Genomic DNA, 12,401 nt, shown 5'->3' with positions numbered 1-12,401 from the left:
ATCGGGCCGGCTCAGCCGGCGCGGCGGACGATCCGTTCCATGTCGGTGATGATCACCGAGCGCGACTCCAGCCTGACCCAGCCCTTGGCCGCGAAGTCCGCGAGCGCCTTGTTGACCGTCTCCCGGGCCGCACCCACGAGCTGGGCGAGCTCCTCCTGGGTGAGGTCGTGGCGTACGTGGACGCCTTCCTCGGTCTCCTGACCGAACCGCTCGGCGAGATCCAGCAGCGCCTTCGCGACCCGGCGGGGCGCATCGGCGAAGACCAGGTCACCGATCACGTCGTTGGCCCGGCGCAGCCGACCCGACAGCAGCGCGAGCAGCCCGCGGGTCACGCTCGGCCGTCCGTCGAGCCAGGTCAGCAGGTCGTCGTGTGACAACGAGGCGAGCTCGACCCGGTCGGTGACGGCCGTGACCGTCGAGGAACGCAGACCGGGATCGAAGAGCGACAGCTCCCCGAACACCTGGCCCGGCCCCAGGATCGCCAGCAGGCTGTCCTGTCCGCTGGCCGAGGAACGGCTCAGCTTCACCTTGCCGTCCACGACCGCGTAGAGCCGGTCGGCGGCATCCCCCTCGTGGAACAGCACCTCGCCTCGGCGGAGGCGGGTCTGACCCATCATCGCGAGCATCGCCGTCATCGACTCGTCGTCGAGCTCGCTGAAAAGCGGCGCGTGCCGAAGCACGTCTTGATCCATTACCCAGCCGCTCCTGTCGTCGTGTGGCTTGAGTGGATCAGCCTAACCAGAGCAAGACGCTGGACAACGGATGTGTGTCCGGCATCGCACGCTTGCCGGGTGCGTTCTTCGCCACACCCACAGGCTCGGGAAGCCTCAGCGGCCCAGCGCCGTTGCTCTGGTGTGAGGCTCTCCATGCTGGACCGTTCCCGTACGCGGACGGGCTATCCCGACGGCGCTGCACTGACCCACACGATCGAGCGGGCGGTGGCGGCCGAGCGGCTCGGCTACCACCGGTTCTGGGTCGCGGAGCACCATGCGGTGCCGGGGATCGCGTCGGGGTCGCCGCCGGTGCTGCTCGGTGCGCTCGGTGCGCACACCTCCACCATCCGGCTCGGGTCGGGCGGGGTGATGCTGCCGCACCATCAGCCGCTGGTCGTCGCCGAGCAGTTCTTGATGCTCGACGCGCTCTACCCCGGCCGACTCGACCTGGGGCTGGGACGCACGCTGGGTTTCACTGCTCCCGTACGTCGCGCGCTGCGGCACGAGCTGGACGAGCCGGACACGTTCGCCGAGGACATCGAGGAGCTCCGCGGCTACCTCGACCGCACCGAAGCGGTCACCGCTCGGCCCGTCGCCGCGCACCAGATCCCCCTGTTCGTGCTGGCGACCGGGCGCGGGGTCGCGCTCGCCTCGAGGCTCGGGCTGCCGGTGGTCGTGGGCGGGCCCGTGCTGTACAGCCCGCGGCTGGATGAGGTCCTCGGGGCGTACCGGAAGGACTTCCGACCCTCTTCGCGGGCGTCCGAACCGTCGGTGATCGTCTCCGTCGACGTGCTGGTCGCGGACACCGATGCGGAGGCTGCCGAGCTCGCGCTGCCGGAGGCGTGGGCGATGGCCAGGTCGCGGCAGACCGGCGAGTTCGGTCCCCTCGAGCCGGTCGCGTCGATCCGGTCGCAGACGTGGTCGGGCCAGGTGCGCGAGCGGGTCGAGGCGCATCTCGCACGGACCACCGCCGGCTCCCCCGAGACCGTCCGGCGCAGGCTCGAACGGCTGGCCGAGACCACCGGCGCCGACGAGCTCCTCGCCTTCACCTCGACCTACGACCGCGACGCCCAGCTCGCCTCCGACGCCGCGCTCGCCCAGATCATGACGACGCAGATCATGACGACGCAGATCATGACGACGGAGGTCAGGGCCGAGGTTCCGCCCCGGAGCTGAGCACGTGGGCCGCCTCCAGGAGGAGGCGGCCGAGCTCGGCCTGACGGGGTGGTGCGAGTCGGGCCTCGATGCCGGTGATGCTGAGCGCTCCGTACGGCTGTCCGTGGGCGTCGAAGACCGCGGCACCCAAACCCCAGCTGCCGACCACGAGCAGGCCCGGGTTGACCGCGAAGCCACGCTCGCGGGTCGCGGCGATGCGCTTCCGCAGAGCGGACGCGGCGTGCTCCTCGCCGAATGCGGGGACGAGGTCGATGCGGGCCAGATAGGCCTCGCGCCGCGACTCCGGCAGGAAGGCGAGGATCGCGAGACCGGCCGAGGCCACGCCCAGCGGGAAGCGGATGCCCTCGTGGAGCACGTGCGAGCGGATCGGGAAGCTGCCGTCCTCGCGCAGGACGCAGACGGTCTCGTCGCCGCGCCGGATCGAGAAGAAGGCGCTCTCCCCCGTCTCCCGGGCGATGCGCAGCACCGCCGCGCGGGCAGCCGGAGTGATGTCGTGGCGGGTGGTCGCGGCGGCGCCGAGCAGGAAGCACTCGGGGCCGAGGTGCCAGGCGCCGGTGCTGTTGTCGCGTTCGACCAGCCCCTCCTCCTGGAGCGCGCTGAGCAGCCGGTGGGCGGTGGGGCGCGGGATGGCGGCGTTCGTGGCCAGCTGGGTGGTCGTCGCCCCCTCCGGCTCGCCCGCGGCGAGCAGCCGCAGCAGGTGCGCGCTGCGACGGATCACGCTGGGCTGGGTCGCTGCGGGTTCCATGAGACGTACGATAGGCGACGTCCACTCAGTGAACGCTACTGCGCCACCGGGGCCGTTCATCGAAAGATCAAGCGTGAACTCGCGCTCATCTATTGACCGACGGACGCGCCGGCCCTTGACTGATCATCATGGACAAGGTCATCTCCTCAGCCGCCGAGGCGGTCGCGGACGTCCCGAACGGAGCGACCCTCACGGTCGGCGGTTTCGGGCTGTGCGGCATCCCCTCGGTGCTCATCAACGCTCTCCTCGAGGCCGGCGTGACCGACCTCGAGGTGGTCTCCAACAACGCCGGTGTCGACGACTGGGGCCTGGGTCTGCTGCTCGGCGCCGGGCGGCTGCGCCGGGTCGTGGCGTCGTACGTCGGCGAGAACAAGGAGTTCGCGCGGCAATACCTCTCCGGCGACCTCGAGGTCGAGCTGACCCCGCAGGGCACGCTCGCCGAGCGGATGCGCGCCGGCGGCTCCGGCATCGCCGCGTTCTACACGCGCACCGGCGTCGGCACCCAGGTCGCGCAGGGCGGTCTGCCGTGGAAGTACGACGACGCCGGCAACGTCATCAAGACGTCGCCCGAGAAGCCGGTGATGACCTTCGAGACCCGCGACGGCGAGCAGGAGTTCGTCCTGGAGGAGGCCATCGTCGCCGACTTCGGCATCGTCCGCGCCTGGAAGGGCGACCGCCACGGCAACCTCGTCTTCAAGGACTCCGCCCGCAACTTCAACCCGCTGGCCGCGATGGCCGGGCAGATCACGATCGCGGAGGTCGAGGAGCTCGTCGAGCCCGGCGAGCTCGCCCCGAACGACATCCATCTTCCGGGGGTCTACGTGCACCGCGTGGTGCCGTTGACGCCGGAGCAGGCCGCCGACAAGCGGATCGAGAAGAGGACGGTGCGCTGAGATGGCATGGACACGTGAAGAGATGGCCGCCCGGGCCGCCGCGGAGCTCTCCGACGGCGACTACGTCAACCTCGGCATCGGGCTGCCGACGCTGGTGCCCAACTACGTCCCCGACGACGTCGAGCTGGTGCTGCAGAGCGAGAACGGCATCCTCGGCACTGGCGCCTACCCCACCGAGGACGCCGTCGATCCGGACCTGATCAACGCCGGCAAGGAGACCGTCACCGTACGCAAGGGGGCCAGCTTCTTCGACTCCGCCATGAGCTTCGGGATGATCCGCTCCGGCAAGATCGACGCCGCGATCCTCGGCGCGATGCAGGTCTCCGCGGGCGGTGACCTGGCCAACTGGATGATCCCCGGCAAGATGGTCAAGGGCATGGGCGGCGCCATGGACCTCGTCCACGGCGCCAAGAAGGTCGTCGTGCTGATGGAGCACGTCGCCCGCGACGGCTCCTACAAGATCGTCGAGAAGTGCTCGCTCCCCTACACCGGTCTCGGCGTGGTCCAGCGCATCATCACCGACCTGTGCGTCCTCGACATCACCCCCGAGGGCCTGCGTCTCGTCGAGCTCGCTCCGGGCGTCACGATCGGCGAGGTCGAGGAGAAGACCGAGCCGCCGATCCTCCGCTGACACCGAGACGTCAGCCGCGTCGGCCGAGATGTCACATACGTGACGTCTCGGCCGACGTGCGTGACGCCTCGGCCGACGCGCGCGACTTCTCGGCATCTGCGAGAATGTCCGGCGTGGATCTGAGGGTGGTGCGGCCTACGCGTGGCAGCGTGTGGCTGGCGCTGCTCGCGGCCATCGAGATCACCACCGGGTCCAGTCTCGCTCACCTCGCCGGAGGCGGGGAGCTGCCGGACGCGTTGTGGCTGGTGGCGACCGGGTTCGCTGCCTTCGGCGCTGGTGTCGTCGTGTTGCAGCGCAGGGTCGGGATCGCTCTGGGAGCGGTGCTGGCCGGCGCGGCACAGCTGGGGATGCACGAGGCGTTCGAAGCGTACGCAGCACCGGCCGTCCACGCGCACGACGCCGGCGCGGGCGGCCCCTCGATGCTGGTCGCGCACACCGCGGCCGCGGTGCTGACCGTCGTCGTGTGGCTGCTGCACCGCCGGGCCTGGCAGGTCATCGCCCGGGCGCTGACGGCACCCCTGATCCCGATCCCGTTCCGCCTGCCGACGCAGGCGCAGCCGGTCGTGCCGCGCACCGGCCCGTGGACGTACGTCGCTGCTGGGCGGGGGCCGCCGGTCCTCGGCTGAGGACCCCGACCCCGACCACTGGGCCTCAGGCCCAGGACACTCCACAAGAAAGCACCAACATGTCTCGACGTACCCTCGCGCGCCTCGGCGCGCCCGCTGCCGCGGCCGTCACCTTCCTCGTCGCTGCTCCGGCCTCGGCGCACGTCACGGTCACCCCGACCGAGACGGCGGCCGGTGCCTACACCGTGCTGACCTTCAGCAACGGTCACGGCTGCGAAGGCTCCCCGACCAAGCAGATCACCATCCAGGTCCCCGAGGGGATCAACGACGTCACCCCGACCCGGCAGCCGTTCTACGACGTCAAGGTCGTCACCGAGAAGCTGGACCAGCCGATCGAGGACGCCCACGGCAACAAGCTGACGGAGCGCGACGCGCGCGTCGTCTACACCGCCAAGACGCCGCTGCCCGACGGTCAGCGCGACGCCTTCGAGGTCTCCCTGCAGCTGCCCGAGAAGGAGGGCATGCTCGCCTTCCCGGTCATCCAGACCTGCGAGAAGGGCGAGACCGCCTGGATCGAGGAGGCCCCTGAGGGTTCCACCGAGGAGCCCGAGAACCCGGCCCCGGCCTTCGAGGTCACCGCCGCGACCGCCGAGGACGGCCACGGCGCGGAGGAGTCCTCGGAGAAGGCCGAGCCGGTCGCCGCGGACGTCGACGAGGGCGGCGACAGCAACCTGTGGGCCGGCATCGGTGCCGGCGCCGGGATCCTCGGTCTGATCGCCGGCACGACCGCTCTCGCACTGGGGCGTCGTAAGGCGTGAGTGCTCCCCTGACGCGCCGGCCCGGTCTGGACCGTCCGGGCCGGCGCGCCCTGGGGCGGCTGCTGGTGGTGCTTGCTGCCGCTGCGTACGCGGTCCTGCTCAGCATCTCGCCCGCCCAGGCGCACGCGACGCTCATCGGCACCGACCCCGAGGAGGGTGCGGTGCTGGAGGCGGCTCCGGAGACGATCACCTTCACCTTCGACGAGGCGGTGACGCTGCCCCCGGACGGCGTGACGGTCTACGACGCGAAGGGCGAGGAGGTGACCTCCGAGGCGACCGCGAGCGGCACCGAGATGAAGGTCGAGCTCGCCGACGCGAGCAGCCTCGCCGACGGCACGTACGTCGTCGCCTGGCGAGCGGTCTCGGCCGACGGTCACCCGATCTCGGGCTCGCTGACCTTCGCGGTCGGCGCACCGAGCCTCAGCGTCGCTCCACCGCCATCATCGGAGCCGTCGAGAGCGACGGCGGTGATCCACGGGACGCTCCAGTTCATCCAGTACGCAGCACTGCTGCTGGTCGTGGGTCTGGTCTGGTTCCGCGCGATCATCCTGGGTGGGCACGGTGTCGGTGAGCGTCGCGTCCCGGACCGGGCGATCGCCCGGGTCGAGCGCGTCCAGATCGTTGCCGGGATGGTCGCGGTCCTCGCGCTGGTGTTCCTGGCCCCGGCCAGCGGTGCCCTGCAGAGCGAGAGCGGCCCAGGTGCGATCCTCACCTTCGATGCCTGGTCACCGGCCTCGGTCGGCAAGGAGTGGCTCAGCGCTCTGGTCGGCATCCTGGGCATCGTGGCGACCCTTGCGCTGCGTGCGCGACCCCGTCTCGCCGCGGCCGCCGGCCTGGTCGCGATCGCCTCACCGGCGCTGGTGGGGCACTCCCGCGCGGTCGTACCCGCCTGGCTGGTCACCGTCACCGATGTCATCCACCTGATCGCCGGAGCGCTCTGGCTCGGCGGTCTGGTCGGCCTCGCGCTGACCCTGCCGCTGATCACGCGCCGCGGCACGGTCGCGGCCGAGATCGTGACCCGCTTCTCCACCGTGGCCGCCGTCTCCCTGGCCACGCTCGCCGTCTCCGGCGTGCTCCTGGGCTGGCGGATCCTGGGCTCCTGGGACAACCTGCTCAACAGCACGTACGGGACCATGCTGATGACCAAGGTCGCCCTGGTCGTCGCGGTCGCGGTGATGGCGGCCGGCAACCGGTTGCTGGTCCTCCCCCGCGTCCGTCAGGCGGCCGGGCACGACGACACCGTCGAGGCCGGCTCGATGCTGCGCCGGGCGGTGCTGATGGAGGCCGGCGTGCTCGTCGTCGTCCTCGGCGTCACCGGCTTCCTGGTCGACCAGCCGCCGCAGGCGGATGCCGGCTCGGCCGGCGCGGGCACGGCCACGGTCGCGCAGACCAACACCCAGGCCGCCGAGCTGGGCGAGGACCATCGGGTCTACGGGACGCTGACCCCCGCTGGAGCGGGTCCGAATGTGCTCCGGCTGCAGATCCAGGACGTGGCCGGGGAGCCGGTGGAGGCCGCAGCGATCCCGACCGCCAAGCTGCGCTCCGGCGACCTGGACCTGGGCAGCCTGACGCTGACCTCGGTCGCGGCCGGCACCTGGGAGGCCGACGTCGTCCTGCCCAAGGGCGGCACCTGGGAGGCGACCGTCGGCCTGCGGCTGGGTGAGTTCGAGAGCCCGCTGGCGGTGCTGGAGTTCCCGGTCAGACAGTGACCGGGAGCCGAAGCGTGTGGATCATCCCGTCGACGCGCACCTGCACGAAGAAGACGTAGTCACCTGCCTTCGGCGGCTTCACATGGATGCCGAGGCGGGTGCCGTCCTCGGCGTTCTCGGGGCCGCCGAGCGGGTGCAGGTGGATCACCTCGCCGGTCTCCTGGCTGAACGCGGTCACATGGGCGTAGACCCCGAGGTAGGTCCCCATGTTGACCGGGTTCCCTGCCTCGTCGGAGATCAGCAGCCCGATCTCCTGGTCGATCCCGGGCTTCGGGGTCTCCTCCAGCGCCGCGATCACAGTGCCGTCGTCGGAGCCGGGTACAGCGACCTCGGTCGGCCCCGCCACCTTCGCCGACGCGCCGAGCATCGCCTGCTCACCCTTGTTGTCCGGGGTCCGCGCGGCGAACTCGACGATCACCCGGTAGGTCCCCCCTGCGGGAAGCGTCAGATCGCCGGACCACGTACCGGACTCGTCCTGTGTCGGGTGGAGGTGTCGGAAGACCTCCAGGTCGTCACGTACGACGTAGAGGTGGAGGTCCTTGGTCTGCTCCTCGATGTAATCGGTGACCGGGTCGCCACCCTTGGTGACCGTGAAGCTCACCTTTCCCGGGGTGCCCGCCTCGGCGGGCAGGCTGACGTCACCGAGCGTGTAGCCGCCCGCGGTCGGCGAGGTGCCGTCGGCACCCTTGACCTCGGTCACGACCGTCGCCACGCTGGCCGACGCACCGGGGTTCGACGACGGGGCCGCGGCCTCCGGTTCGCCACCGCAGGCGATCAGGGTGACCGCGAGACCGAGGGTCAGGACGACAGCAGCAATTCCGACACGCACGGATACAGGGTGTCATGTGCCTGGTTCCGGCCTCGATTCACCCGCGTTTGAGTGCTTCGTCCACCCACCCGATAGGCTCCTCCTCGAGGGGAGTACCTCACCAAGCTCATTCCGGTCAGTACGTCGGTGCCGACACCGTCCCGGATTGGCGCCCCGGTCTCGGGGTGAGGGAGACCTCAGACGTTTCATCGACACGCCTGAGGACCCTGCCTGATGCATTCCATCGCCACGCCCACCCTGTGGGCGGTCACCATCGCTGCCGTCGTGGTGCTGATCGCCCTCGACTTCATCCTGACCCGGCGTCCGCACGACGTCACCATGAAGGAGGCGATCGGCTGGTCGGCCTTCTACATCGCGCTCCCGCTCGCCTTCGGCGTCTGGGTGTGGAACGCCCACGGCAGCCAGACCGGATTCGAGTACTACACCGGCTACATCGTCGAGAAGTCGCTCAGCGTCGACAACCTGTTCGTCTTCATGCTGCTGCTCGCGGCCTTCGCGGTGCCCCGCCACCTGCAGCAGAAGGTGCTGCTCTTCGGCATCGTCGGCGCACTGGTGCTCCGCGGCATCTTCATCGCCCTGGGCGCCGCGGCGCTCTCGCAGTGGGACATCGTCTTCCTGCTCTTCGGCGCGATCCTGCTCGTCACCGCCGTGAAGCTCTTCGTCGAAGCGCTCCAGGGTCACGACCAGAAGGTTGACCCCGAGGAGATGCTGGCCGTGCGCATCGGCCGCAAGTTCGGCCTGAAGCCGATGGCCATCGTGGTGCTCGCCATCTTCGCGACCGACATCATCTTCGCCGTCGACTCGGTCCCGGCGGTCTACGGCATCACCGGCGACCCCTACCTCGTCTTCGCCACCAACGCGTTCGCGCTGCTCGGCCTGCGGGCCCTCTACTTCGTGCTCGAGGGCGCCCTGTCCAAGCTGGTCCACCTCTCCTACGGTCTGGCCGCGATCCTCGCCTTCATCGGCGTCAAGCTCGGCCTGCACTGGGCCCACGGCCACTGGGACGGCGTCCCGGTCGTGCCGACCTGGCTCTCCCTGGTGATCATCGTCGGGATCCTCGCCGTCACCGTGACCACCAGCCTGATCGCCTCCGCGCGCTCCACCGCTCCCGAGGAGGAGCAGCAGGAGCACGCGGAGGTCTGATCGAGCGGTCCGCTCCGGGTCAGTCCAGCGCGAGTCCTTCCGCTGGGCTGACCTTGGTGGCCCGCTTGGACGGCGCCACGCAGGAGACCAGGCCGGCGATGCCGGCGATGACGACCACCCCGATCAGCTGCAGCACCGGCGGGTCGAACCTGGCGTCGGGCAGCATGTCGCCGATCAGGACCTCGCTACCACCCCAGGCGAAGAAGACGCCGAGCGCCGTGCCGACGACGGCAGCCACCGCGGAGAGCAGCACCGCCTCGGCGGCGAGCGTCCGCCGCAGCTGACGCTTGGTCAGCCCCAGTGCGCGCAGCAGCGCGTGCTCCCGACCGCGCTCGAGCACGGAGAGGCCGAGCGTGTTGGCGATGCCGGCCAGTGCGATCAGCACCGAGATCGCCAGCAGCCCGATCACCGCCCAGGTGAACACGTCCAGCTGCAGCTCGACCCAGGCCCGCTGCCCCTTGCCGTTGATCAGCTCGGCGTCCGGGGCGAGCACCCCGACGGCTCCGGCCACGTCCTCCGGGTCGGCCCCGGCGTCGGCGCGGACCCAGACGGCGTACGTCTGCGGGTCGTCGGTCAGGTCGCGGAGCGTCTCCGCAGAGATCTGCGGGGCGCCGTCGATCTCGCGTACGTCCAGGGTCACCGTGGCCGTCCGGTCACCGACGACGAGCTCGACCTTCTCCCCCGACGCCTCGAAGGAGTCCTCGACGAAGGCGGAGGCCGCGACCGGTGAGATCACCATCGTGCCGGGCTTCACGCTGAGATCCTCGAGCGCGATGTCCCCCGCGGGCGGGGCGACGACCGGCAGCGGGACGGGCTTGCCCTCGGTCTCGGCCGAGGACACCGTGGCCAGCGCACCCGGCACGGCCGCCGCGTCCGCGACACCCGGGACCGCCTTCGCGTCACCGGCGACCGAGTCCGCCAACGGCTGGGACTCCGCCTGCAGCGCGATGTCGATCGGGTGCTGCTCGGCCATCTCGTCGAGCATCGCGGCGCGGATGGTGTTCATCCCGGTGAGCACGCCGGTGGTGAGCGTGACGCCCACGAGCAGGGATGCCGCGGTGGCGGCGGTGCGCTTCGGGTTGCGGCCGGCATTGGCCGCGGCCAGCTTCGCCGGCGAGCCGGCGACCTTCGCGAGGGCTGCGCCGGCCAGCCGCACGAGACCCGGCACCAGCGCCGGTCCGAGGAACAGCACCCCGAGGAACGTCGCCGCGCAGCCGGCCAGGACGATCAGCATCCCGGTCTGGGCGTCGTCCCAGGCGACGGCCACGAAGATGATCGCGATGCCGGCCAGCACGCCGAGCATGCCCAGGCCGAGCCGGAGCATCCCGGCGCCGCGTACGTCGAACCCCTCCTGGGGACGCAGCGCGGCCAGCGGGCTGAGCCGCATCAGCCGACGCGTCGGCAGCCAGGAGGCGACCAGCGTGGTGAGGGTGCCGAGGACGAAGGCGCTCACCAGCCACGGCCACTCCAGGGCGACCTCGCCCAGCGGCGCCGTCTCGGCGAACTGACGCACCAGCGCCACGATCCCCCAGCCGAGCAGGGTGCCCACGACCAGCCCGAGCGCGGACGCGATCAGGCCGAGGGCGAGCGCCTCGCGGCGTACGGACCTCAGGACCTGACGCTTCGTCGCACCCATCGCGCGCAGCAGCGCGAAGTCACGCATCCGCTGGGCGAACAGGATCGAGAAGGTGTTGGTGATGACCAGGACGGAGACGAACAGGGCGATGAAGGCGAAGATCAGGACCATGTACGCGACGACGTTGACCTCCTGGTTGAGCTGGGTCTGCAGCTCGGTGAGGTAGTCGTCGGTGTCGAGCCACGTGTCGGCCTCGTCGCCGGTGCCGGCGGTCATCACCGCCTGGACGTACTGGTCCTTCCAGCCCTGCATCTCGGGCCAGGTGACGTAGATCGGCGAGGACCACATCGCCGGAGCATCCACCAGGCCGACCACGGTCGTCTCGATCGCGGACGGGCCGCTGCCGACCTTCAGCGTGTCGCCGATGGCGACCTCGTTGGTCTTGGCAGCGTTGGCGTCCACGACCGACTCGCCGGCCTTCGTCGGGAACCGGCCCTTCTCGAGGTCCTGCCACTGCCAGCGCTTCTCGGTCGCGACCGCGCCGACCATGATGTCCTGGCCGAGCATGGTCGTGTCGGTGCGGACCGGCTGCATCGACATCGCCAGCACCCAGCCGCCCTCGTCGACGTACTTCTCGGTGACCTCGTCGGAGGGGAGGTCGACCGCGCCTGCGGCATTCCGGAACGGCGCGTCGATGCCCGCGAACAGGCCCGACTTCGTCGCCGAGGTGAGTGCGTTGGTGACCACGATCAGGGCGACCGCGGCGACGACCGCCACCACGGCCGCTGCGTATCGACGGGCGTAGGTTCGCAGGGATGCGAACAACACCGTCCGCATCAGCGCGTCACCCCTTCGATGATTCCGTCCTTCACGGTGACGACCTCGTCGGCGTACGCGGCGGCCGAGGCCTCGTGGGTCACCATGACCACGGTCTGGCCGAGCTCGCGGACGCTGCGACGGAGGTGGTCGAGCACCTCGGCCGAGGTCTCGGAGTCGAGGTTTCCGGTGGGCTCGTCGGCGAAGAGGATCGCCGGCTGGGTGACCAGCGCGCGGGCGATGGCCACCCGCTGCTGCTGGCCGCCGGAGAGCTCGGAGGGCTTGTGCCCGAGGCGCTGACCGATACCGAGGGTGTCGGCGATCATCTGGGCACGCGCACGGGTCTCGTCGGTCACCCGCTTGCCGGCCAGCTCCAGCGGGAGCTGGATGTTCTGCCCGGCGGTGAGCATCGGCAGCAGGTTGAACGCCTGGAAGACGAACCCGACGTTCTCGCGCCGGAAGATGGTCAGCTGGTCGTCGTTGAGGTTCTCCAACGGCTGCCCGGCGACCGCCACCTCGCCCGAGGTCGGGCGGTCGAGACCGGCCAGGCAGTGCATCAACGTCGACTTGCCCGAACCGCTCGGGCCCATGATCGCGGTGAACGCGCCCCGGCGGATCTCCAGATCGACGCCACGCAGCGCATGCACCTCGGTGGCACCCTTGCCGTAGGTCTTGGTCAGGCCCACCGCTCGGGCGGCGGCCGTCATCGTGGGAACAGAGGTCTGTGTCATGCCACCGAGCCTCTCTTCTGGAGGCATCAGCGCGCATCGGGCTGGGGGCTGATCC

At 70.6% G+C, this 12,401-nt stretch carries 12 protein-coding genes; 7 read left to right on the top strand and 5 right to left on the bottom strand.

Annotated elements, in window-relative coordinates; genetic code table 11:
* Nucleotides 1–11: 11 nt before the first annotated feature.
* Nucleotides 12–692: a Crp/Fnr family transcriptional regulator gene (locus WBG06_RS25110; protein WP_336740345.1), complete on the bottom strand. Its 681-nt coding sequence runs from the start codon at nucleotides 690–692 to the stop codon at nucleotides 12–14.
* Between the two features lie 174 nt (nucleotides 693–866).
* On the opposite strand from WBG06_RS25110, the gene WBG06_RS25105 reads away from it, so the two are divergent.
* Nucleotides 867–1,889 (top strand): LLM class flavin-dependent oxidoreductase, encoded by a 1,023-nt coding sequence (locus WBG06_RS25105; protein ID WP_336740344.1) that lies wholly within the window; start codon nucleotides 867–869, stop codon nucleotides 1,887–1,889.
* Here the strand turns inward: WBG06_RS25105 and WBG06_RS25100 are convergent.
* Nucleotides 1,861–2,634 (bottom strand): IclR family transcriptional regulator, encoded by a 774-nt coding sequence (locus WBG06_RS25100; protein ID WP_336740342.1) that lies wholly within the window; start codon nucleotides 2,632–2,634, stop codon nucleotides 1,861–1,863. The two genes, WBG06_RS25105 and WBG06_RS25100, sit on opposite strands and share 29 nt — an antisense overlap.
* A gap of 128 nt (nucleotides 2,635–2,762) precedes the next feature.
* On the opposite strand from WBG06_RS25100, the gene WBG06_RS25095 reads away from it, so the two are divergent.
* The 5 genes from WBG06_RS25095 (at nucleotide 2,763) to WBG06_RS25075 (ending at nucleotide 7,251) form a co-directional block, all read left to right on the top strand.
* On the top strand, nucleotides 2,763–3,527 hold the full coding sequence (locus WBG06_RS25095) for a CoA transferase subunit A (RefSeq protein WP_336740340.1): 765 nt from the start codon (nucleotides 2,763–2,765) through the stop codon (nucleotides 3,525–3,527).
* Nucleotide 3,528: 1 nt separating this feature from the next.
* Complete coding sequence (locus WBG06_RS25090; protein WP_336740338.1) at nucleotides 3,529–4,158, top strand: 3-oxoacid CoA-transferase subunit B; 630 nt, start codon at nucleotides 3,529–3,531, stop codon at nucleotides 4,156–4,158.
* Between the two features lie 104 nt (nucleotides 4,159–4,262).
* Nucleotides 4,263–4,784 (top strand): cell division protein FtsQ, encoded by a 522-nt coding sequence (locus WBG06_RS25085; protein ID WP_336740375.1) that lies wholly within the window; start codon nucleotides 4,263–4,265, stop codon nucleotides 4,782–4,784.
* Between the two features lie 59 nt (nucleotides 4,785–4,843).
* Nucleotides 4,844–5,542: a YcnI family copper-binding membrane protein gene (locus WBG06_RS25080; RefSeq protein ID WP_336740335.1), complete on the top strand. Its 699-nt coding sequence runs from the start codon at nucleotides 4,844–4,846 to the stop codon at nucleotides 5,540–5,542.
* Nucleotides 5,539–7,251 (top strand): copper resistance CopC/CopD family protein, encoded by a 1,713-nt coding sequence (locus WBG06_RS25075; protein ID WP_336740333.1) that lies wholly within the window; start codon nucleotides 5,539–5,541, stop codon nucleotides 7,249–7,251. The genes WBG06_RS25080 and WBG06_RS25075 overlap by 4 nt, the downstream gene beginning before the upstream one ends.
* Here the strand turns inward: WBG06_RS25075 and WBG06_RS25070 are convergent.
* Nucleotides 7,241–8,080, bottom strand: a complete 840-nt coding sequence (locus WBG06_RS25070) for a hypothetical protein (RefSeq protein WP_336740331.1) — start codon at nucleotides 8,078–8,080, stop codon at nucleotides 7,241–7,243. The two genes, WBG06_RS25075 and WBG06_RS25070, sit on opposite strands and share 11 nt — an antisense overlap.
* Nucleotides 8,081–8,293: 213 nt before the next feature.
* Here WBG06_RS25070 and WBG06_RS25065 point away from each other — a divergent pair, with 213 nt between their 5' ends.
* Entirely contained in the window at nucleotides 8,294–9,223 is a 930-nt protein-coding gene (locus tag WBG06_RS25065; RefSeq protein WP_336740329.1) for a TerC family protein, read from the top strand.
* Between the two features lie 19 nt (nucleotides 9,224–9,242).
* On the opposite strand, the gene WBG06_RS25060 is transcribed toward WBG06_RS25065, so the two are convergent.
* Nucleotides 9,243–11,636 (bottom strand): ABC transporter permease, encoded by a 2,394-nt coding sequence (locus tag WBG06_RS25060; protein ID WP_336740327.1) that lies wholly within the window; start codon nucleotides 11,634–11,636, stop codon nucleotides 9,243–9,245.
* A complete protein-coding gene (locus tag WBG06_RS25055) occupies nucleotides 11,636–12,346 on the bottom strand; it encodes an ABC transporter ATP-binding protein (RefSeq protein ID WP_336740325.1) in 711 nt (236 codons plus the stop codon). The genes WBG06_RS25060 and WBG06_RS25055 overlap by 1 nt, the downstream gene beginning before the upstream one ends.
* Nucleotides 12,347–12,401: the final 55 nt, after the last annotated feature.

Source organism: Nocardioides sp. CCNWLW239 (assembly GCF_037137035.1).
Classification (GTDB): Bacteria; Actinomycetota; Actinomycetes; order Propionibacteriales; family Nocardioidaceae; genus Nocardioides.
Note: the sequence above shows the minus strand (reverse complement) of the source record. Positions and strands in the feature narration are given on the sequence as shown.